Annotated in this window: 19 protein-coding genes and 2 tRNA genes; 9 read left to right on the forward strand and 12 right to left on the reverse strand. The window is 67.2% G+C overall.

Going from position 1 to position 21,460, the window contains the following annotated elements; translation table 11 throughout:
* The 11 genes from A5696_RS22495 to dnaA form a co-directional block, all read right to left on the reverse strand.
* On the reverse strand, positions 1–709 hold a 709-nt coding region (locus tag A5696_RS22495), incomplete at its 3' end, for a PE family protein (RefSeq protein ID WP_067883205.1).
* A 209-nt stretch (positions 710–918) separates the two neighbouring features.
* Positions 919–1,437, reverse strand: coding sequence for a DUF732 domain-containing protein (locus tag A5696_RS22500; RefSeq protein ID WP_156738549.1), 519 nt, complete (start codon positions 1,435–1,437; stop codon positions 919–921).
* Positions 1,438–1,441: 4 nt separating this feature from the next.
* Positions 1,442–1,514: transfer RNA gene (locus A5696_RS22505), tRNA-Ala, on the reverse strand.
* A 151-nt stretch (positions 1,515–1,665) separates the two neighbouring features.
* Positions 1,666–1,739, reverse strand: a tRNA-Ile gene (locus A5696_RS22510).
* Between the two features lie 147 nt (positions 1,740–1,886).
* Positions 1,887–2,762, reverse strand: a complete 876-nt coding sequence (locus A5696_RS22515) for a DUF3566 domain-containing protein (RefSeq protein WP_067883207.1) — start codon at positions 2,760–2,762, stop codon at positions 1,887–1,889.
* Positions 2,763–2,839: 77 nt separating this feature from the next.
* Entirely contained in the window at positions 2,840–5,932 is a 3,093-nt protein-coding gene (gene gyrA / locus A5696_RS22520) for an intein-containing DNA gyrase subunit A (RefSeq protein WP_067883208.1), read from the reverse strand.
* Between the two features lie 37 nt (positions 5,933–5,969).
* Positions 5,970–8,003, reverse strand: coding sequence for a DNA topoisomerase (ATP-hydrolyzing) subunit B (gene gyrB / locus A5696_RS22525; RefSeq protein WP_067883209.1), 2,034 nt, complete (start codon positions 8,001–8,003; stop codon positions 5,970–5,972).
* 254 nt (positions 8,004–8,257) lie between these two features.
* Complete coding sequence (locus A5696_RS22530; RefSeq protein WP_067883210.1) at positions 8,258–8,812, reverse strand: DUF721 family protein; 555 nt, start codon at positions 8,810–8,812, stop codon at positions 8,258–8,260.
* The gene (recF, locus tag A5696_RS22535) at positions 8,809–9,966 is read right to left on the reverse strand and encodes a DNA replication/repair protein RecF (protein ID WP_067883211.1); all 1,158 of its coding nucleotides are present in this window, start codon (positions 9,964–9,966) and stop codon (positions 8,809–8,811) included. Before recF ends, A5696_RS22530 begins: the two co-directional genes overlap by 4 nt.
* Entirely contained in the window at positions 9,967–11,166 is a 1,200-nt protein-coding gene (gene dnaN / locus A5696_RS22540) for a DNA polymerase III subunit beta (RefSeq protein WP_067883212.1), read from the reverse strand.
* 470 nt (positions 11,167–11,636) lie between these two features.
* Positions 11,637–13,187, reverse strand: a complete 1,551-nt coding sequence (dnaA, locus tag A5696_RS22545) for a chromosomal replication initiator protein DnaA (RefSeq protein WP_067883213.1) — start codon at positions 13,185–13,187, stop codon at positions 11,637–11,639.
* A gap of 584 nt (positions 13,188–13,771) precedes the next feature.
* On the opposite strand from dnaA, the gene rpmH reads away from it, so the two are divergent.
* From rpmH to A5696_RS22580, 9 genes are all read left to right on the forward strand, one after another.
* The gene (gene rpmH / locus A5696_RS27310; protein ID WP_079219747.1) at positions 13,772–13,915 is read left to right on the forward strand and encodes a 50S ribosomal protein L34; all 144 of its coding nucleotides are present in this window, start codon (positions 13,772–13,774) and stop codon (positions 13,913–13,915) included.
* A 23-nt stretch (positions 13,916–13,938) separates the two neighbouring features.
* Positions 13,939–14,295: a ribonuclease P protein component gene (gene rnpA, locus A5696_RS22550; RefSeq protein ID WP_082956601.1), complete on the forward strand. Its 357-nt coding sequence runs from the start codon at positions 13,939–13,941 to the stop codon at positions 14,293–14,295.
* Positions 14,292–14,639 carry a membrane protein insertion efficiency factor YidD gene (yidD, locus tag A5696_RS27315; protein WP_082969105.1) on the forward strand — a complete coding sequence of 116 codons (348 nt, stop codon included), beginning with the start codon at positions 14,292–14,294 and terminating at the stop codon, positions 14,637–14,639. Before rnpA ends, yidD begins: the two co-directional genes overlap by 4 nt.
* On the forward strand, positions 14,623–15,741 hold the full coding sequence (yidC, locus tag A5696_RS22555) for a membrane protein insertase YidC (RefSeq protein ID WP_067883214.1): 1,119 nt from the start codon (positions 14,623–14,625) through the stop codon (positions 15,739–15,741). Before yidD ends, yidC begins: the two co-directional genes overlap by 17 nt.
* Positions 15,742–15,825: 84 nt before the next feature.
* A complete protein-coding gene (locus tag A5696_RS22560) occupies positions 15,826–16,401 on the forward strand; it encodes a R3H domain-containing nucleic acid-binding protein (protein WP_067883215.1) in 576 nt (191 codons plus the stop codon).
* Between the two features lie 87 nt (positions 16,402–16,488).
* Positions 16,489–17,226 carry a 16S rRNA (guanine(527)-N(7))-methyltransferase RsmG gene (gene rsmG, locus A5696_RS22565; protein ID WP_067883224.1) on the forward strand — a complete coding sequence of 246 codons (738 nt, stop codon included), beginning with the start codon at positions 16,489–16,491 and terminating at the stop codon, positions 17,224–17,226.
* Complete coding sequence (locus A5696_RS22570; protein WP_156738550.1) at positions 17,121–18,182, forward strand: ParA family protein; 1,062 nt, start codon at positions 17,121–17,123, stop codon at positions 18,180–18,182. Before rsmG ends, A5696_RS22570 begins: the two co-directional genes overlap by 106 nt.
* 22 nt (positions 18,183–18,204) lie before the next feature.
* Positions 18,205–19,188, forward strand: coding sequence for a ParB/RepB/Spo0J family partition protein (locus A5696_RS22575; protein ID WP_067883216.1), 984 nt, complete (start codon positions 18,205–18,207; stop codon positions 19,186–19,188).
* Between the two features lie 275 nt (positions 19,189–19,463).
* Complete coding sequence (locus tag A5696_RS22580; RefSeq protein WP_067883217.1) at positions 19,464–20,228, forward strand: acetyltransferase; 765 nt, start codon at positions 19,464–19,466, stop codon at positions 20,226–20,228.
* On the opposite strand, the gene A5696_RS22585 is transcribed toward A5696_RS22580, so the two are convergent.
* A complete protein-coding gene (locus A5696_RS22585; protein WP_067883218.1) occupies positions 20,225–21,445 on the reverse strand; it encodes an N-acetylmuramoyl-L-alanine amidase in 1,221 nt (406 codons plus the stop codon). The genes A5696_RS22580 and A5696_RS22585 overlap by 4 nt on opposite strands.
* Positions 21,446–21,460: the final 15 nt, after the last annotated feature.

Below are 21,460 nucleotides of genomic sequence, written 5' to 3' on the forward strand. Positions count from 1 at the left end.
CGGTCCCCCCGGCCCCGAACAGCCCGATGGCGCTACCCCCTAGGCCGCCGTTGCCCCCTCGACCGTTGACGAAGTTGTTTGCGCCACCGAAGCCGCCCGCGCCACCGTTGCCGTAAAGCAGGCCACCGGCGCCGCCCGTGCCGCCGGTGCCCCCGGTGCCGCCCGCCACGTTGGCGCTGCCACCCGTGCCGCCCGCGCCGCCGTGGCCAAACAGGCCGGCCGGACCGCCGTTGCCGCCGTTTTCGCCGCCGGCCCCGGACCCGCCGTTGCCGCCATTGCCCCAGAGGATCCCGCCGGCCCCGCCGTTTTGCCCGGTCCCGGGGGCCCCATTGGTGCCGTTGCCGATCAGGGGGCGCTGCAACAGCAGCTCGGTGGGTGTGTTGATCACGCCGAGCACGTCTTGCAGGGCGGTTTGTAGCGGTGACACACTGGCCGCCTCGGTGCCGGCATACGCGGCAGCGCTCGCGCTGAGGCTTTGCACGAACCGCTGATGGAATGCCGCCGCCTGGGCGCCGACTGCCTGGTAGGCCCGCCCGTACTCGGCGAACAGCGTCGCGACCGCGGCCGACACCTCGTCGGCGCCGGCGGCCAACACCCCTGCTGTCGGGCCCCATGCGGCCGCATTGGCCGCGCCGACTGCGGCACCGATGCTTGTGAAATCGCTTGCGGCTGAGGTGATTACGTCGGGCATTGCGATGACGTACGACATCCCGGACCTCCCGAAGCGTCACGACCAGGCGGTCGGCACCTCAGCGGGATCGTCGGGTCATGCGGAATACAGAAAGCGTAGGAACGTCAATGACCAATCGCAACGGCCTATAAAGCGTTGGCCGCAGATTTGTCAGCTAACACCCGGAATCGACATGTGCATCACGCATCGTTCGGCAGTGGCCAACCCGGCCAGGTCCAGCGATGGACTTAGCAGTGGGGGGCCCAGCACCTCTGGTTGGGACAATAGGTCGAACGTGCGGTATTCACCAAAGATCCGACGTCCAGCAACGTCACACCCGCCGGATCCAAGTTGGCGTGGATTTGGTTGGCGATCTGCTGGGGCGTCCAACCCCACCCGAGATCGTCGCAGATGAGGTGCCCCATGCCGATGAGTGCCTCGTCGTGGCCTGCCGGCCAGCTGAGCCCGGCGGCGCGCAGTTGAGCGAGGTAGGCGTCATTGGTGGGATCGGCGGTGGCAGTCGCAGCGCCGGTGGCCAGCGCGACGCCGACCATCACGGGAATGCTCAATCCTGCCAGCCAGCGAGGTGAGGGCATTTGACGCACTTCCTTTCTTCTCGGCATCGAGGATGCCGTTGTGCGGTCCAGAGCGACACGAATATGAAGAATAAAGAAGTCTGGAGAAATACCGCTGATGAACAGCTGAATAATCGGCGTTTTGGACGATGGACCGCTGCCGGCACCTGTGCCGGGCGGACGTGATTTCACTTTGTGGAGCCTAGGGGAATCGAACCCCTGACACCCGCCTTGCAAAGGCGGTGCTCTACCAACTGAGCTAAGGCCCCTCGTCGTGGCTCGGCGGCTGATCGGGTGAATCGGCCACCGCCACGTGCCAGACCTCGACCCCGCGCCGTGACCGCACCACCGCCGCCGCTATCGCGACCACTGCCAGTGGCAATGCGAGCCTCACACAACGTCTGGACGGGCACATGGTTGTGGGCCTGGGAGGACTCGAACCTCCGACCTCTTCGTTATCAGCGAAGCGCTCTAACCGCCTGAGCTACAGGCCCTTACTCGCGTACGACCGAGCGACGAGATTACCGCACTCGCCGCCGGACCCCCAAAACCCCGTGATCGCCACTGGTCCGATGGCGTCGACCCACCGCGCCCGGCTGCGCCGCGCTTGTGATCGCCACTGGTCCGATGGTGTCGACCCACTAGTCCCGATCGGCCAGTGTGACTTCGATGCCACCGATCAGATCGGTGGTGAGGTTGTAGACGAACGCGGCGATGGTGGCCATCGCGGTCAGCAGCACGATGTTGACCAAGCCGATCAGCACGGCGCCGCCGAAGATGGTGCCACTCGAGACCAGTTCGCCGCTGCTGCCGCTGGTGTTGTTCAGCAGGTCGCCGACGTTGCTGTTCAACTTGGCCCACACGCCCATGCCGCCGAGCACGAGGTAGAGGAAGGCCACCGCGATCATCCACACGAAAAACAACGCCACCGACAGCAGCAGCGACACCTTCAGGGTGCTCCACGGATCGATCCGGCGGATCTGCATGCTGGCCCGAACGGGCCCGCGGGTACGCCGCGACACCTGCAGCCGGTTCTCCCGGCCCTCGCGGTTTTCCCGGCTCTCGGCCGTCGCCGTCCGGGCGGACGACGACGAGGGGCTCGGCGCCTCGGCGTTGCGGTCCGGTGCGGGTTTGCGCTGCGGGGGCCGCGGCAGCGGTCCGGACAGATCGGGCAGCTCGCTGGCGTAGGCCTCGGCGGGTGGGCCTTCGCCCCGCGCCGGTGCGGCATCGAACTCGTACGCCGGGTGCTTCGGGCGCGACCCCGCGCCGCCCCCCGGCGCCGCGGTGCCGAAGATGACGCGGTTCGTCCGCGCATCGGCACCGGAGGGCGGGCCCGCCGGCCGCGGCGCGGCCTGGGGTTCGGCTTCGCGATGCGCCGGCGCTGACGGCCGCGCCCCGCCCTGGGGGCCACCCGCCTGCGCGGGCGCCGCGCGGTGTGCACCGGCACGCTCGACCGCACCGTCCCCGTTGATGCTGTCGCCCTTGTTGGGGGCGCCCGGCTCGTTCGGTGAGGTCACCCCGACTCCTTAGGTCTTTTGCGATGGCTCCTGCGCGGCGGCAGTTGAATTATGTCTGGTCGGCCCGAGTTTATGCCTTAGGAATCCTGTCCGCCGTCGGCCTCCTCGACGACCTCGTCCGCGGCTTCCTCGGCGTTGCGCGCGATGGCCAACAAGGTGTTGTCCTCGCCCAGGTTCATCAGCCGCACACCCTTGGTCTGCCGTCCCGCCTTGCGGACCTGGCGCGCCGCCGTGCGGATGACGCCCCCTCCGGAGGTGATCGCGTACAGCTCGCTGTCGTCGTCGACGATCAGCGCGCCGACCAGCCTGCCACGGCGGCGGTCGTACTGAACGGTCAGCACTCCCTTGCCGCCGCGCCCCTGGACCGGGTACTCCTCGATCGCCGTGCGCTTGGCGTACCCGCCGGACGTGGCGACCAGCAGATACGTGCCCTCGCGGACCACGTTCAGCGACAACAGGTAGTCGTCGGCGTTGAACCGCATGCCCTGCACGCCGGACGTCGCCCGTCCCATCGGGCGCAACGCCTCGTCGGTCGCCGAGAACCGGATGGACTGCCCGTTGGCGGAGACCAGCAGCAGGTCCTCCTCGGACGAGCAGAGCACCGCGCCGACCAACTCGTCGCTGTCGCGCAGGTTGATCGCCACGATCCCGCCCGAGCGGTTGGAGTCGAAGTCGGTCAGTTTGGTCTTCTTGACCAGGCCGTTGCGCGTCGCCAACACCAGGTACGGGGCGTCCTCGTAGCTGCGGATCTGGATGACCTGCGCGATGCGCTCCTCCGGCTGGAAGGCCAGCAGGTTGGCCACGTGCTGGCCTCGCGCCGTCCGAGAGGCCTCCGGCAGCTCGTAGGCCTTGGCCCGGTACACCCGTCCCTGCGTGGTGAAGAACAAGATCCAGTCGTGGGTGGACGAGACGAAGAAGTGCGCGACGATGTCGTCCTGCTTGAGGCCGGCGCCCTGCACGCCCTTGCCGCCGCGTTTCTGGCTGCGGTACAGGTCGGTCTTCGTGCGCTTGGCGTAGCCCGTTTCGGTGATCGTGACGACGACGTCCTCGCGGGCGATCAGGTCCTCGTCACTCACCTCACCGTCGGCGGCCACGATGCGGGTGCGACGGTCGTCGCCGTGCTTGTCGACGATCTCGGTGAGTTCGTCGCGCACGATGGCCCGCTGGCGCTCAGGCTTGGCCAGGATGTCTTCCAGGTCGGCGATCTCGGCCTCGATCTTGGCCAGGTCGTCGATGATGCGCTGACGCTCCAGGGCCGCCAGGCGCCGCAGCTGCATGTCGAGAATCGCCTGGGCCTGGATCTCGTCGATGTCGAGGAGCTCGATCAGGCCGGTGCGGGCGATGTCGACGGTCTCCGACGCCCGGATCAACGCGATCACCTCGTCCAGCGCGTCGAGCGCCTTGACCAGGCCGCGCAGGATGTGGGCCCGTTCGTTGGCCTTGCGCAGCCGATAGGTGGTACGGCGGACGATGACGTCGAGCTGGTGGGCGACGTAGTGGCGGATCAGCTGGTCCAGCCGCAGGGTGCGCGGCACGCCGTCGACGATCGCCAGCATGTTGGCGCCGAAGCTGGTCTGCAACTGGGTGTGCTTGTAGAGGTTGTTCAGCACCACCTTGGCCACCGCGTCGCGCTTGAGCTCGATGACGATGCGCAGGCCCACCCGATCGCTGGATTGGTCTTCGATGTTGGCGATGCCGGCGAGCCGCGCGTCGCGGACCTGCTCGGCGATCGAGGTGATGAAGTTGTCGTGGTTGACCTGGTACGGCAACTCGGTGATCACCAAAGACGTTCGGCCCCTGGCCTCTTCGACCTCCACCACGCCGCGCATCCGGATCGAGCCGCGGCCGGTCTTGTACGCGTCGCCGATGCCCTGCGTCCCGACAATCAGCCCTGAGGTGGGAAAGTCGGGTCCTTTGACCCGTTCCATGACGGCGGCCAGCGTGGCTTCCTCGTCGGCCTCGTGGTTTTCCAGGCACCAGAAGACCGCCTCGGCCAGCTCACGCAGGTTGTGCGGCGGGATGTTGGTCGCCATGCCGACCGCGATGCCACCAGAACCGTTGGCCAGCAGGTTGGGGAACCGGCTGGGCAGCACCGTCGGTTCTTGTACGCGCCCGTCATAGTTCGGGATGAAATCGACTGTCTCCTCGTCGATTTCGCGCAGCATCTCCATCGCGAGCGGAGTCAGCCGCGCTTCGGTGTTGTGGCTGACGAAGCCGTTTGTGATGAACGCGTGGTCGTCGGTGTCGACGCGGAGGCTGTAGACGGGTTGCACGCCGGCCTCGGTGACCGCAGCGACTTTGGCGTAGTAGAACCGGCCGTCGGTGAGCTCGGTTGCGATCGCCGCGGCGTCTGCATCATCGCCGTAGTGAAGCAGGAACGCGGCCAGTCCGGGAACCTCATCGACCGTGGGGGCTGCATACGCCATTGGCGGCGTGTTGCGTGCGTAGGCCCCATGCTCGGCGCTCATCACAGCGCAGTCGCCGGGTCGGATCTCGTCAATCAACTTCCACAGGAGTGTCGGCACACCGCCCACGGCCACGAGACACAGCAGCGGATGGTTGCCGGTGCCCGTAACCTCGCAGCCCTCGACCGTCCGCACGGTGTAGGTCTCGTGCTCGCCGGAGTGGAACAACCGGTCGGCGCGCACCGGATTGCCGTGCCGATCAAGGACTTTGATGTCTATGACGTTGTCGGTGTTTGGCAGCGCGCCGGGCACGATGTCGGCGATCCGTATCGATTCGCCGGAAGCCAGCGCCACCGACGTATCCGCGCTGACGCAATACCTCATCGCGGCCGGCGGGTCGTTGCCCGGCGAACCGAAGTTGCCCTGCCCGTCGACGAGCGGGTAGCGCAGCGACCACGGCTGGGCCATGCGCACCAACGTGTCGTAGATCGACGCGTCGCCGTGCGGGTGGTAGTTACCCATCGTCTCGGCCACCGACCGCGCAGACTTGGCGTGGCTGCGGTCCGGCCGGAACCCGGAGTCGTACATCGCGTAGAGAACCCGGCGGTGCACCGGCTTGAGGCCGTCGCGCACCTCCGGCAGGGCGCGGCCCACGATCACGCTCATCGCGTAATCGATGTAGCTGCGCTGCATCTCCTGCTGGATATCGACCGGTTCGATGCGGTCGCCGGCCTCGTCGCCGGGTGGCAGCGTGGTGTCAGTCATCTATTCCTCGTTTTTCGGGGTATGCGCGTCTGACCGATCAGACATCCAGGAAGCGAACGTCCTTGGCGTTGCGGGTGATAAAGCTGCGGCGCGCGTCGACGTCCTCGCCCATCAGGATCGAGAACAGCTCGTCGGCGGCCGCCGCGTCGTCCAGGGTGACCTGCCGCAGTACCCGCACGGACGGGTCCATCGTGGTCTCCCACAACTCCTTGGCGTCCATCTCGCCGAGACCCTTGTAGCGCTGGATCCCGTCTTCCTTGTTGATTTTCTTGCCGGCCTTCAGTCCGGCCTCCAGCAGGCCGTCGCGCTCGCGGTCGGAGTAGGCGAACTCGGGATCGCTGCGCTGCCACTTCAACTTGTACAGCGGCGGCTGCGCCAAGAACACGTGACCGTTTTCGATCAGCGGCCGCATGAAGCGGAACAGCAGCGTCAACAGCAGCGTCGAGATGTGCTGGCCGTCAACGTCGGCGTCGGCCATCAGCACGATCTTGTGGTAGCGCAGCTTGCTGAGGTCGAACTCGTCGTGGATCCCCGTGCCGAGCGCGGTGATGATCGCCTGGACTTCGGTGTTCTTCAGCACCCGGTCGATGCGGGCCTTCTCGACGTTGATGATCTTGCCGCGCAACGGCAGGATGGCCTGGAACATCGAGTCGCGGCCGCTCTTGGCCGAGCCGCCGGCCGAATCACCTTCGACCACATACAGTTCGGACTTGCGCGGGTCCGTGGAGCGGCAGTCGGCCAGCTTGCCCGGCAGGCCCCCGAGGTCGGTGGCGCTCTTGCGGCGCACCAGCTCCCGGGCCTTGCGGGCGGCGATGCGCGCCTGCGCCGACGAAACCGCCTTGTTCACAACGGTTTTCGCCTCCGAGGGGTTGGCCTCGAACCAGTGTGTGAGCTGTTCGTTGCACACCTTCTGCACGAAGGACTTGACCTCGGTGTTGCCGAGCTTGGTCTTGGTCTGCCCCTCGAACTGCGGTTCGCTGACCTTCACGGAAATGACCGCTGCCAGGCCCTCCCGGATGTCGTCGCCGGTCAGGTTGGCGTCCTTCTCCTTCAGCAGCTTCTTGTCTTTGGCGTACTTGTTCACCACCGAGGTCAGCGCGCTGCGGAAGCCCTCCTCATGCGTGCCGCCCTCGTGGGTGTTGATCGTGTTGGCGAAGGTGTGCACCGACTCCGAGTAACCGCCGTTCCACTGCATCGCGATCTCGACCTCGTGGCCGGTGCCCTTGCCGTCGAAGTCGATGACGCTCTGCTGGATCGGGCTCTTGGTCCGGTTGATGTGCTTGACGAAGTCGACCAGCCCGCCGGGGTAGTGGAAGGTGCGGTGCTTGACCTTGTGCGGCGCACTCGACTCGGCCGCTTTTTCCTCGGCGCTCTTCGGGGCGTCGGCGGTGTCGCTGACGACCTCTTCGACGACCTCGTCCTGCTCCACCCGCTCGTCGGTGAGGTTGATGGTCAGACCCTTGTTCAGGAACGCCATCTCCTGAAGGCGGCGGGCGACCGTCTCGAAGTCGTAGTGGGTGGTCTCGAAGATGTCGGGGTCCGCCCAGAACCGGATGATGGTTCCGGTCTTCTTGGTGGCCTCGCCCTGTTTGAGGGTGCCGGGCACGGCGTGGTCGTAGAACTGCGACCACTCGTATCCATCGCGCTTGATGTCGACCTCGAGCCGGGTCGACAGCGCGTTGACCACCGAGACGCCAACGCCGTGCAAGCCGCCGCTGACGTTGTAGCCGCTGTTCTCACCGCCGAATTTGCCGCCGGCGTGCAGTTGCGTCATGACGACGTCGACGGTGGGGGCGCCGGTGGCGTGCATCGCCACCGGGATGCCGCGGCCGTTGTCGGCGACTTCCACGCCGCCGTCGTCGAGCAGCCGCACGTCGACCTGCGTCGCGTAGCCGGCCATCGCCTCGTCCACCGAGTTGTCGACCACCTCCCAGATGAGGTGGTGCAAACCGCGCTCGCCGGTGGAGCCGATGTACATGCCCGGGCGTTTGCGGACGGCCTCCAGCCCTTCGAGAACGGTAATCTGTTCAGCGCCGTATCCGGATTGGGGCTTCTTCTTCTGGGCAGCCACGGTCGGAATGCTCTCCTTGGGGTTTCATGCGGGCGGTTCGGTCACCGCTACAGCCGCACCCCACCACTCTACCGTGAACGGCCCTCGGCACCGACTCTGTGGGCGCGTTTCTACCCAGCTAACCGCGCCGTGCGGACGATTTCTTCGTTCCGGGCGCGTCCTGACGTGCGTTATGTAAGTCCGCGCGGTTGTGGCGGCTCTCAGCGCCCTGTTGATGCAACCGCGACTGGGGATCGTTCGGGCCGCGAAACGCCTCAGCCGTACGTGTCGCGGGGCCCGCGGCCGGCGATGTGACGTGGGCCCTTACGCCACGACGGCGCGGTCGGCCCGGTGATTTTCAACGACGTGACGACGCCGTTGCCGACCGCCGCGGCGATCTTGGCCAAAAGTTGCGCCTGCATCATCCGCAGCTGGGTTGCCCACGCCGTCGACTCCGCCGTCACGCTGAGGACGCCGTCGCTGAGTGCGGTCGGGGTCGCATGGTCGGCGATCTGGTGTCCCACCACCGAGGGCCAGTGACCCAGCACCGTGCCTTCGGCGACGCGCGTCGACCAGCCGCGCTTTTTCGCCAGGTCACGCGCCAGCCGGCCCAGCGGCTGCGGATCGCGCGTGTCGGGCCCCGGGCCCGACCAGCTCCGTCGTTGGCCCGCCACACGCCGCGGCGCCGCCGGAGCCGACCGCCCGCGGCCGGCGTCCTTACCCTGCGCGCGCGCGGCCGCGCGTGCCTCCTCGAGCGTGCGGCGCACGAGATCGATCCCGGTCAGCCCGCCGAGGCGGTCGACGTCTTCCCCTTCACCGGCATCGGTCATGGCAGCACCGCCGACACCCGGCCCGAGTCGTCATCACGCAAATCGATGTGCACCCGTCGCGCGTCCCAGTCCGCCGGGATGTCTTCCAGCACCGCCGCGGTGACCAAAACCTGCTCGGCCGATTCGGCCACCGCCGCCAATGCGCGCCGACGCGTGGCGTCCAGTTCGGCGAACACGTCGTCGAGCAACAACACCGGGTCGGTGCCCTCGGCCCGCAACAACTCGTACGCCGCCAACCGCAACCCGACCGCGAACGACCACGATTCGCCATGGCTGGCAAAGCCTTTGGCGGGCTGGTCGCCCAGCCGCAAATCGAGGTCGTCGCGGTGCGGACCCACCAGACACATCCCACGGTCCAATTCGGCATCACGACGCGCTGCCAGCGCCGCCAACAGTGCTGTCTCCAGGAATTCGCGGTCGCTCCCCTGGAAATCTTGCGGATTGTGATCGCCCAGGCTGGCGCGGTAGCCGATCGAGGCGGGCCGCGATCCGGGCGCCACCAACTGATAGGCCTTTTCCACTTCGGGCGCCAGCTCGTTCACCAGGTCGATCCGCGCCGCCATCAGTTCCGCTCCGTGCTGGGCCAGCCGGCTGTCCCACACGTCCAGGGTGTCCAGGGCGCCTTGGTCGCCGCGATGCCGCGCGCCGGACAGGGACTTCAACAGCGCCGTGCGCTGCCGTAACACCTTGTCGTAATCGGCGCGCACGGCAGCGACCGTCGGCCTGCGCACCGTGGCCAAATCGTCGAGGTAACGGCGCCGGTCGGCCGGATCCCCGCGGACCAGCGCCAAGTCCTCGGGGGCGAAGAGCACCGCGCGCAGCACGCCGACCACCTCGCGCGTGCTGCGCACCGGTGAACGGTTCAGGCGCGCCTTGTTGGCCCTGCCCGCCGCGATCTCGAGGTCGATCGCGCATTCCCTGCCGTCGTTGACGACGATCGTCGACACCACCGCGCGCTCGGCGCCGGCACGAATCAACGGCGCGTCTGTCCCGACCCGATGCGAACCCAAGGTGGTCGAATACCACAGGGCCTCAATGAGATTCGTCTTCCCGAAGCCATTGGGACCGACGAACACCGTCCGCCCCGGCTGCAATTCGAGGTCGGCGTGTGCCCAGGACCGGAAATCGCGCAGGCCCAGATGCCGGACGTACACCTACCCGGGCAATCGAACTGGCATCAACAGGTACACGTAATCGGTGGGCAGTGCGGCGAACGGCCCGTTGCCGCCGGGGGAGCTGTCGTCGCCGGCCGCCGGGCGCAGCAACGCGGGCTTCCCCGGGGTCGTGAAACCAAACGACACCCGCTCCGAATGCACCGACGCGAGCCCGTCGGTCAGGTAGGTCGGATTGAAGGCGATCGTCAGCGGTTCGCCCACGAAATCCACTTGAAGGTCCTCTTCGGCCCGGCCCACGTCATCAGCCCCCGCGGAAAGCCGCAGCGTTCCCTCGGAGAACTCCATCCGGACCTGCGCACCCCGGTCGGCCACCAGAGCCACCAACTTGATGGCCTCGGTGAGCTCGGCCACGTTGATGGTCGCGACGGCCGTGTGCTCGGCCGGTAGCAACTGCCTGAATTTGGGGAACTCCGCGTCCAGCAGTCGCGTCGTACTGCGTTTGCCGCTACCGCTGATGCCCAGCAGCCCCTCTTTCCCGACACCCGCGCCCGCTCCCAGCGACAACCGAACCTCAGACCCGTCGGCGCCGGCTTTGGCCGCCTCGGCCAGCGTCTTCGCCGGCACCAGCACCGCGGCTTCGATGTCGGGCGACAACGCCGACCACGTCAGCTCGCGAACCGCAAGCCGGAACCTGTCAGTGGCAGCCAAAACCACCGTGTCGCCGGAAATCTCAACCCGAATCCCGGTCAGCATGGGCAGCGTGTCATCGCGGCCGGCGGCGATGGCCACCTGACCGATCGCCTCCGCGAACAGATCCGCCGGCAGGGTGCCGGTACCTTCCGGCAGCGCGGGCAGCGTCGGGTAATCCTCAACCGGCATGGTCGGCAGGGAGAACCTGGCGCTTCCGCACGTCAGCGCGACCCGGTTGCCGTCCACATAGAAGTCGACGGGCTTGTTGGGCAACGCCCGAGTGATGTCCGACAGCAGCCTTCCGGATACCAAAACGCTTCCAGGAGAAGCGATTTCAGCAGCAACCTGGGCTTCGGCCGACACTTCGTAGTCGAAACCGGAGATCGTCAGCCCCTCTTCGGAACCGGACAACAACACCCCGGACAACACGGGAACCGCCGGCCGCGACGGCAAGTTCTTCGCCACCCACGACACCGCGTCGGCGAAGGACTCTCGCACCAGACGAAACTTCAAGTCGGTGAGGCCAGCTGTTGTCGTCGCCGCGTCCATAGCGTCCCTTTACCTGCCGAGTGTCGGAAAATCACAGTGGCTAGCCGCCCGTCGCTAGCAGTCGCTGAACAACCGTAGATCTTCTGCGGCCATCTTGAAAGCTAATCGCAAGGGCCGACAAGCCGCGTCGTCGACGGCACGCACCGCGCCCGGGCGACGCGCGTCCCCAACGCCGTTCTTCAAAGAACAAACTACGGATAGATCTCAGTACTAGTAATAAGTGCTGTGCATTCTGGGGACAGCAGGACCTTGTCGCAGCTAGGGGAGTCATCGGGTTGTGGATGACACCGTTGACAACACTGTGCGCGGCCGTGGCGGGCTGGGGATCGGCGTGAGGTGTGCATGCGAACCCGCTTGGTGCACCGATCTTTGGACGGATTTTGCACAACGCTGCGCACAGCGTGACGGTGTGACACGTGTGACAGGGGAGTGAGAAGTTTTTCGAAAAAAATTTGGTGGATGCGCCGAAGTCAGCGCTTGGACCGCTGCCGGATCCGGGTGGTGAGTTCCTTGACGTGATCGAAGACCTCACGGCGCTCGGCCATCTCGGACAAGATCTTTCGTTGCGCGTACATGACCGTGGTGTGGTCGCGGCCGAAGGCCTGGCCGATCTTGGGCAGCGACAAGTCGGTCAGCTCGCGGCACAGGTACATCGCGATCTGCCGCGACTGGGCCAGTGCGCGGGTCTTGCCGGGGCCGCGTAATTCCTCGACGGTGGTGTCGAAGTACTCGGCGGTGGCGGCCATGATCGTCGCCGCGCTGATTTGCATGGTGCTGGCGTCGGCGATGAGGTCGCGAAGGACGATCTCCGCAAGGGACTTGTCGATCGGCGTCTTGTTCAGCGACGCGAACGCGGTCACCCGGATCAGGGCGCCCTCGAGCTCGCGAATGTTGCGTTCGATGCTGCTGGCGATGAGCTCGAGGACGTCGTCGGGCACGGCCAGCCGCTCCATTTGCGCTTTCTTACGCAGAATCGCGATGCGGGTCTCGAGTTCCGGCGGCTGGACGTCGGTGATCAGGCCCCACTCGAACCGGGTCCGCAGCCGGTCTTCGAGGGTGGCGAGCTGTTTCGGCGGCCGGTCGGACGAGATGACGATCTGCTTGTTCGCGTTGTGCAGCGTGTTGAAGGTGTGGAAGAACTCTTCCTGGATGCCTTCTTTGCCCTCGATGAACTGGATGTCGTCCACCAGCAGCACGTCGACGTCGCGGTAGCTGCGTTTGAAGGCCACTTTGCGGTCGTCGCGCAGCGAGTTGATGAAGTCGTTGGTGAATTCCTCGGTGGAGACGTATTTCACCCGCATCCCGGGGAAGAGGCGCTGCGCATAATTACCCGCCGCGTGCAGGAGGTGCGTCTTGCCGAGGCCGGATTCGCCCCAGATGAAGAGCGGGTTGTAAGCGCGGGCCGGCGCTTCGGCGATGGCCAGGGCCGCGGCATGCGCGAAGCGGTTGGAGGCGCCGATGACGAACGTGTCGAACGTGTAGCGCCGGTTGAGGCTGGTGCCGCCGGCGATCGCGGGGTCGGCCGCGTGCGGGCGTTCGGTGAAATAGTTGGGCCAGCTGTGTTCGGCGGCGACTTCCCCGTTTTCGTCGCCCTCGTCGCCGTCGATCGAGGTGTCGAGGAGGGAGTCGTCCGGCTGGCCGGCGGCCTGGATCTCCGGGTCCGCGGTGAAGGGCTCCGCGGCGGTGAAGGCTCCGTCGTCGCCGTCGTCGGCGGGTGGGGCGATGCGCACCCCGAGTTGGATCTGCTGCCCGAGCCGGCGGCTGAGCGCGTCGGTGATCGGGGCGCGCAGGTGACGCTCGATCTCGTTCTGCACGAAGCTGCTCGGCACCGACAACAGGGCGAATCCCTCGACGATGGTGAGCGGCTGGACGAGGTTCAGCCACGCCCTTTGCTGTGGGGTCAGCGGGGTGGCGAGGGCGGTGCGATTGGAAGCGATGCCGTCGGAGACCGAGTCGCCGTTCAGCTCGGAGACGACCGCGTTCCAAACTGTCGTGAATCCTGAACCGGGGTCATCGGTCAACGACGTAATCTCCCTGGTTCTCGCAGATCCCGGGTCGAGGGGCAACCACGCTTGCCGACGAAACGACTGTCCACATAGTTATACACAGGTGTGGACAGGATGATGGTAAACGAGCCGCAGCCTATCGGCGACGGCCCATGATCTCCGCGCTGAGGGCAACCCGTGCGAGTCGCCTAGACAGCTAGTCGATCCGCCATCCTCGCTTCGTCGTCGAGCGCCGCTCCACTCTGAAACGGCATTGCCAGAAGCTAACAGTTTTCCGCGCGGCTGCCAACCGTTCTGCTGCATTCCAATCGGCCTCTTTAGGGTTGTTTGGGGCCTGCGTATGTGTCGTCGACCCATCGTGCCGCAACGACGTCTGCGAGAACTCGGGTTTTCACGGATGAGGTCAGTTGGGTCCGTTGGGGGAGACCAAGTTTGACCCAGCGAAGCCGCGTCAGTACCCTCAAACAGTCGCCCGAAAGTCGGCGATACGGCTGCGACCCGGACGAAGCCCGGGGACCGCGCCGGCCAGCAGCAAGGCTTAACCTCCGATCGTCTCGCAGACGAACGCGGTCGGATGGTTCGAAGACGAGGAGAACGCCGTGGCCAAGGGCAAGCGGACCTTCCAGCCGAATAACCGGCGCCGAGCCCGCGTGCACGGCTTCCGGTTGCGGATGCGCACCCGTGCCGGGCGCGCGATCGTCTCCAGCCGGCGCCGCAAAGGTCGCCGCGCCTTGACTGCCTGATCGCAACACCGGGCTTTTCAGCGGTGCTTCCCGCGCGCAACCGCATGAGGCGGTCAACGGAGTTTGACGCCGCGGTGAAGTACGGGATGCGCTCGGGGCAGCCCGACGTCGTCGTGCATGTGCGACGCGCCCCAGAAGACGGCGCGGGTCCGCAGGTCGGGCTGATCGTCGCCAAAACGGTGGGGTCGGCGGTCGAACGTCATCGCGTCGCCCGTCGGCTCCGCCACGTCGTCCGCACCATGCTGGACGATCTGCACCAATCGGACCGGGTGGTGATCCGGGCATTGCCGAGCAGCCGCCAGGCGTCGTCCGCCCGGCTCGAACAGCAGCTGCGGCGGGGCTTGCGTCGCGCCTTCGCCGCGGCGGGAAGCGACCGATGAGTGCACCGGCGCGGTCACGCGCGGCGAGCCGGGCCGCGGTGCGCGGACTGATCTTCCTCATCCAGCTGTACCGGCACATGGTGTCGCCGCTGCGCCCGGCGACGTGTCGGTTCGTGCCGACCTGTAGCCAGTACGCCGTCGACGCCCTCACCGAATACGGCTTGGTCCGGGGGAGCTGGATGGCCGCGGCCAGGCTCGCCAGATGCGGACCATGGCATCGGGGAGGATGGGATCCGGTACCGGATCGACACGCATGCCGGGCGAGCTGCGAATCCGCCGGCCCCCCCACTGGACAAGCGGGGGACCCCGCGCCGGAGCAACGGGAGAGTGAATCTTTTGTTTGATTTCTTCAGCCTCGACATCGTCTACTACCCGGTGTCGTGGATCATGTGGGCTTGGTACAAGTTGTTCGCGGCGTTGCTCGGACCGTCGAATTTCTTCGCCTGGGCCCTGTCGGTGATGTTCCTCGTGTTCACCTTGCGGGCCCTGCTGTACAAGCCGTTCGTGCGCCAGATCCGCACCACCCGGCAGATGCAGGAGCTGCAGCCGCAGATCAAGGCGCTGCAGAAGAAGTACTCCAAAGACCGCCAGCGGATGGCGCTCGAGATGCAGAAACTGCAACGCGAGCACGGCTTCAATCCGGTCCTCGGCTGCCTGCCGATGCTCGCGCAGATCCCGGTGTTCCTCGGGCTGTATCACGTGTTGCGGTCGTTCAACCGGACGACCGGAGGCTTCGGCCAGCCGCACCTGTCGGTGGCCCAGAACCGGGCGACGGGCAACTACTTCTTCAGCCCGTCCGACGTGGCCCACTTCCTGGACGCGAACCTGTTCGGCGCGCCGATCGGCGCGTTCATGACGCAACATTCCGGGCTGGACGCCTTCACCCACTTCAGCCGCCCGGCGGTGATCGCGGTCGGCGCCCCGGTGATGATCCTCGCCGGTGTCGCGACCTACTTCAACAGCCGCGCATCGGTAGCCCGGCAGAGCCCGGAGGCCGCCGCCAACCCGCAGACCGCGATGATGAACAAGCTCGCGCTGTACGTGTTTCCGCTGGGCGTCGTCGTCGGCGGGCCGTTCCTTCCCCTCGCGATCATCCTGTACTGGTTCGCGAACAACATTTGGACGTTCGGGCAGCAGCATTACGTGTTCGGCATGATCGAAAAAGAGGACGAGGCGAAGCGGCAGGAAGCCGTTGAGCGCCGAGCGGCCAACGCGCCGGCGCCGGGCGCCAAACCGAAGCGCGGCCCCAAGGCGACAACGGGGAGCGACAACGGCTCGTCGACGGCGAGCAACGACGCCGAGCGGGAGACCGAGGAATCCACCGACGGTGCGGGCGAGGCGGAAACGGCAACCGCGCGACCGGACAAGCCGAGCCCGGCTCGCAACACTGGACCGACCAATCGCACCCCGCGACCCGGGGCGCGACCCAAGAGGCGAAAACGCTGACGCGTCGCCACAGCTTAAGGGGGACCCCGGGCGAATGGCCCAAGTCGGACGGGAACCCCGCGGATGAGGGAGAGAGAGAACGACATGACAGACGCCGAGACGACCGAACGCGACGTTGACGCGGAACTCGACACGCAAGCGCCGGCAGCCGAGGACGAGGTGACGGCGGAACGGGACGCCGACCAAGTCGACGACCTGGAGGAGCGACTGGTCGCCGAGGGCGAGATCGCCGGCGACTATCTCGAGGAGCTGCTGGACCTGCTGGACTTCGACGGCGACATCGATCTCGACGTCGAGGGGGATCGGGCCGTCGTGAGCATCGACGGCAGCAACGACTTGAACAAGTTGGTCGGCCGCGGGGGTGAGGTGCTCGATGCGCTCCAGGAGCTGACCCGGCTCGCGGTGCACCAGAAGACCGGCGTGCGGAGCCGGTTGATGCTGGACATCGCGAGCTGGCGCCGGCGCCGGCGCGAGGAGTTGGCCGCCCTGGGCGACAAGGTGGCACGGCGGGTGCTGAACACCGGTGAGCGCGAGGAGCTTTCTCCCATGACACCGTTCGAGCGCAAGATCGTCCACGACGCCGTCGCAGCCGTTCCGGGGGTGCACAGCGAGAGCGAGGGGCAGGAGCCGTCGCGGCGCGTCGTTGTCCTGCTCGACTAGCGCGCCGAGTCACAGCCGTGTAATTCGCGGGGTTCAGCCGGACGGCCACAGGGATCGAGGATGTTTCACGTGAAACAGGAACGCGAGATGTTTCACGTGAAACACGGCGACGGGACGACCGGCCCGGGGTCCGGCGACGCGCCGGCCGACCCCGGCTCCCTGACCGACGCGGCTACCGCCGTCTTCGGCCCGGGGATCGACACCGCGCGGCGCTACGCCGAGCTGTTGGCCGGCCCGGGCGTCGAACGCGGGCTCCTCGGTCCCCGCGAGGTCGGCCGGCTGTGGGACCGCCACCTACTCAACAGCGCGGCGGTCGGGGAGCTCCTCGGACCGGGGGAGCGGGTGATCGACATCGGCAGCGGTGCCGGGCTGCCGGGGATACCGCTGGCGATCGCGCGGCCCGACCTGGAGGTCGTCCTGCTGGAACCGCTGTTGCGGCGAAGCGAGTTTCTCACGGAGGCGGTCGCCCAACTAGGGTTGTCGGTCGAGGTGGTGCGCGGGCGCGCGGAGGAGCGTTGGGTGCGGGATCGGTTCGGCGCCCGGGACGTCGCGGTGTCGCGGGCGGTCGCATCGCTGGACAAGCTGACGAAGTGGAGCATGCCGTTGCTACGGCCCGACGGGCGGATGGTCGCCATCAAAGGGGAGCGCGCTCCCGAGGAAGTGGAAACATACCGGCGTGTGATGGCGGCTGCGGGCGCCGTTGATGTCAGGGTGGTGACATGTGGCGCGAACTTTTTGCGTCCGCCCTCAACCGTGGTGTTAGCGCGACGCGGAAAGCCGTCGCGTCAAGGACCGACTCGTATCGCAGACAGGGGGACACGGTGAGTTCTCCACCCGAGTGGTCGGGCGGTTCCGCGCCGGCCGAGACGGCGGCGCCCCCGGACGGCGCGCACGGGGCCGATCATGTTTCACGTGAAACATCGGACGACTTCGATACGCCGATCGGCGCCGCCGCCGAGCGGGCCATGCGGATCCTGCACACGACCTACCCGCCGCTGCGACGGCCGGCCCACCGCCGCCTGTTCACCGTCGCCAATCAGAAGGGTGGCGTCGGAAAGACCACCACCGCGGTCAACCTCGCAGCCGCGCTGGCGGTGCAGGGGCTCAAGACCCTCGTCATCGACCTCGATCCGCAGGGCAACGCGAGCACGGCGCTCGGCATCCACGACCGTCAAGCGGGCACCCCGTCGTCCTACGAAGTCCTCCTCGGCGAGGTGTCGTTGCGGGACGCGTTGCGGCCCAGCCCACACAGCCCCCGGCTGTTTTGCGTGCCGGCCACCATCGACCTGGCGGGCGCCGAGATCGAATTGGTCAGCATGGTCGCGCGTGAGAACCGGCTGCGCACCGCCCTGGCCGAGCTCGACCAGTTCGACTTCGACTACGTCTTCATCGACTGCCCGCCATCGCTCGGGCTGCTGACGATCAACGCCCTCGTGGCCGCGCCGGAGGTGATGATCCCGATCCAGTGTGAGTACTACGCGCTGGAGGGCGTGTCGCAACTGATGCGCAACATCGAGATGGTGAAGGCGCACCTCAATCCGCAACTCGACGTCACCACCGTGATCCTCACGATGTACGACGGGCGGACCAAGCTGGCCGACCAGGTGGCCGAAGAGGTGCGCCGGTACTTCGGAACCAAAGTGCTGCGGACGGTGATTCCGCGCAGCGTCAAGGTTTCGGAGGCGCCCGGCTACAGCATGACGATCATCGATTACGACCCCGGTTCCCGGGGCGCGATGAGTTACCTCGACGCGAGTCGCGAACTCGCCGAACGTGATTGACCGCCATCCTGAAGGGACGACCATGACGCAGCCGTTACGCAAGAAGGGCGGCCTCGGCCGCGGCCTGGCTTCGCTGATTCCCACCGGTCCCGCCGAGGGCGACCCGGGCCCGGCGACGCTGGGTCCGCGGATGGGGGACGCGGCGGCGGACGTCCTGATCGGGGGACCGGGCCCGGACCTGGCGCCGGCGGGCGCGGTGTACCGCGAGATCGCGCCCACCGACATCGAGCGCAACCCTCGCCAGCCCCGGCAGGTGTTCGACGAGGAGGCGCTGTCGGAATTGGTGCACTCCATTCGCGAGTTCGGCCTGCTGCAGCCGATCGTCGTCCGGGCGGTGACCGGAACGCCGGGCGGTGCGCGATATCAGATCGTGATGGGGGAGCGGCGTTGGCGCGCGGCCCAGGAGGCGGGCCTCGCCACGATCCCGGCCATCGTGCGCGAAACCGGTGACGACAACTTGCTGCGCGACGCCCTGCTCGAGAACATCCACCGCGTGCAGCTGAACCCGTTGGAAGAGGCGGCTGCATACCAACAGTTGCTCGACGAATTCGACGTCACCCACGACGAACTGGCGTCCCGCATCGGCCGGTCCCGGCCGCTGATCACCAACATGATCCGGCTGTTGAAGCTGCCGATCGCGGTTCAGCGCCGGGTCGCGGCGGGCGTCCTGTCCGCGGGCCATGCCCGGGCGCTGCTGGCCCTGGAGGCAGGCCCGGAGGCTCAGGAGGAATTGGCCGGGCGGATCGTCGCCGAGGGTCTGTCGGTGCGGGCCACCGAGGAGGCGGTCACCCTGGCCAACCGGGGCGACGCGGCCAGCCCCGCCCCCCAGCGCCGCAAGCCGATCCAGATGCCCGGCCTGCAGGACGTTGCCGATCGGCTGTCGAACACGTTCGACACGCGGGTGACGGTCAGCCTGGGCAAACGGAAGGGCCGGATCGTGGTCGAGTTCGGTTCGGTGGAAGACCTTCAGCGGATCGTCGACGTGATGACCCCGCGCAAGGCCTGACCGGCGACACGGTGTAATTACGTCACTGTGACATTGCGCCGGCTGCGGGATGCGGATGAGCCGCACCCGTCATCGCATCGTGACCCAGTTGTGATGTGGCCCAGCGACTTTCGTGGTGCGGCCGATGAGGCGCGGTGCCCGACCGGAGTTTGCCGCGCCGGTTGAAGTGGTGCAGCAAACACTGGTCCGATGGTGGCCAATTCTCCTATCCTGGAGGGGTTGCCGGTGGCCCCGAGAATGGAAGGCCGCGGTACCGGACGGAAGCCAGGAGGCTAGTGTCTGCTCGAATCATGCCCTTGCGGCTCGAGGCTTTCGAGCAGCTTCCCAAGCACGCGCGCCGCTGCGTGTTCTGGGAGGTCGATCCGGCGACCCTCGGTAACCAGGACCACCTCGCCGACCCGGAATTCGAGAAAGAGGCCTGGCTGTCGATGGTGATGCTGGAGTGGGGCTCGTGCGGTCAGGTCGCGACGGCGATCCCGGACGAGCGCAGCCATGCCGAGCCGCCGTGCCTGGGGTATGTCCTCTACGCGCCGCCCCGCGCCGTGCCGCGGGCCCAGCGGTTTCCCACGGCGCCGGTGTCCGCCGATGCCGTGCTGTTGACGTCGATGAACATCGAGCCGGGGCAGGCCTCCGACGACCTGCCGCACGGGCTGATCGCCCGGGTCATCGACGAGCTGGTCCGCCGCGGGGTCCGGGCCCTGGAGGCTTTCGGCCGCACGCCGGAGGCCTCCGAGTTGCAGGATCCGCGGACGGTGGATCCCGATGTCCGGCCGGTGCTCGAAGCCCTCGGCGACTGCTCGGTCGACCACTGCATGATCGACGCCGAGTTCTTGAAGGACGTGGGATTCGTTGTGGTGGCGCCCCATCCGTTCTTCCCGCGGCTGCGGCTGGAACTGGACAAGGGGCTGGGCTGGAAGGCCGAGGTCGAGGCGGCGCTGGAGCGCCTGCTGTCCAGCGCCCAGCTGCAGGAGCCCGTCGGCGCGGGTGCGGCTGCTTCCTCCGTCACCTCGAACAGCGTGCAGACCGGGGAAGGTGGTTAGGAACCGCCCAGCCGGGATGCCCGTTCCACCGACAACTCGTGAGCCAGCAGTTCGGCGAAGGTGAAAGTGCCTGTGGGCCGGTCGTTTTTGCCGAGCAGATAGAGCCGTTTGACCGCGGCCAGGATGCCCTCGGCGATGGCGTCGCGGGTCTGCGTCGAAATCAGCATCGCCTGGTCACGGGGGTTGGTGATGTAGCCGACGTCGACCTGAACGGTCGGCATCCGGGTCAGCCGCAGCAGGTCCCAGGTCCGGCCATGCGTTCGGCAATCGCGTAAACCGGTGCGGGCCACCACTTCTCGTTGAATGAAGTCGGCGAGGTTGCGGCCGATGGTCGACACCGAACCGTGCGAGTTGCCGAAGTGGAAGGACGCCACGCCGTTGGCCGACGGGCTCGCCTGGGATTCGCAGCGCAGGCTGATCATCAGGTCCGCGCCGACGTTGTTGGCCGTCGCGGCGCGCTCGGGGTCCGACGGGCTGCGATTGGTCGGCCGGGACAGAAAGGTCTCCATGCCAATCGCGGTCATCCGGCCCTCGAGCCGGCTCGCCAAGTCCCACAACACATCCGCTTCGCTGATGGGTCCGGCCGGGCCCTGCATGATCAGGCCGCGATCCGCGCCGCCGCGGCCCGGGTCGATGATGATGCGCTTGCCCGACAATTTGGGGCCGGACCGGCGGACCAGCTCCTCCTCGCGGATGGCGTGTGGTGAGCCGCCGGTGACCCGCGAGCTCAAAAAATACAAGGAGCGCAAGGTTTCTGGACCGCAGATGCCGTCCGCGGCGAGCCCATACTCGCGCTGGTACGACATCAACGCGTTGTGGGTCTGCAGTCCGAAGTGGCCGTCGACCAGGCCGGTGTAGAACCCGAGGTCCTGCAGCCGCGCCTGCAGCGTCGCCACGTCGTCGCCGTAGAGCGGGGCACCGAACTGGTGGTACAGCGTGCGCGCGCCGAGCCGGTACGAGGCCTCCTTCAACGCGCGGTAGGTGGCCTCGCCGACGATGCCGTCCACCAGCAACCCGCGATTCTGCTGGAAAGCGCGCACCGCCTGATCGAGCTCGGTGTCGAAGACCTCGGGGGCCACATGCCGGCCGGTGGTCATGTCCTCGTCCGGATTGTCCAGCATCCCCAGCGTCGCGAGCGTCGCCCGGATCTCGGTCACGGCTGCGCTGCGGTCACCACAGCGCAGCGCGTCGCCGTCTACACGGCGCGGACTCGACATACCAAGGGCCCTCCG

The sequence above is a fragment of the Mycobacterium sp. E2699 genome, from assembly GCF_001666745.1.
Taxonomy (GTDB): domain Bacteria; phylum Actinomycetota; class Actinomycetes; order Mycobacteriales; family Mycobacteriaceae; genus Mycobacterium.

What these genes read in the sequence shown, in the direction of transcription:
- gyrA (WP_067883208.1), bottom strand. Translation starts at nt 5,932, where the DNA reads ATGACTGACACCACGCTGCCACCCGGCGACGAGGCCGGCGACCGCATC.
- A5696_RS22530 (WP_067883210.1), bottom strand. Translation starts at nt 8,812, where the DNA reads ATGACCGATGCCGGTGAAGGGGAAGACGTCGACCGCCTCGGCGGGCTG.
- dnaN (WP_067883212.1), bottom strand. Translation starts at nt 11,166, where the DNA reads ATGGACGCGGCGACGACAACAGCTGGCCTCACCGACTTGAAGTTTCGT.
- yidD (WP_082969105.1), top strand. Translation starts at nt 14,292, where the DNA reads ATGAGTGCACCGGCGCGGTCACGCGCGGCGAGCCGGGCCGCGGTGCGC.
- A5696_RS22560 (WP_067883215.1), top strand. Translation starts at nt 15,826, where the DNA reads ATGACAGACGCCGAGACGACCGAACGCGACGTTGACGCGGAACTCGAC.
- rsmG (WP_067883224.1), top strand. Translation starts at nt 16,489, where the DNA reads ATGTTTCACGTGAAACACGGCGACGGGACGACCGGCCCGGGGTCCGGC.
- A5696_RS22570 (WP_156738550.1), top strand. Translation starts at nt 17,121, where the DNA reads ATGTGGCGCGAACTTTTTGCGTCCGCCCTCAACCGTGGTGTTAGCGCG.
- A5696_RS22575 (WP_067883216.1), top strand. Translation starts at nt 18,205, where the DNA reads ATGACGCAGCCGTTACGCAAGAAGGGCGGCCTCGGCCGCGGCCTGGCT.
- A5696_RS22585 (WP_067883218.1), bottom strand. Translation starts at nt 21,445, where the DNA reads ATGTCGAGTCCGCGCCGTGTAGACGGCGACGCGCTGCGCTGTGGTGAC.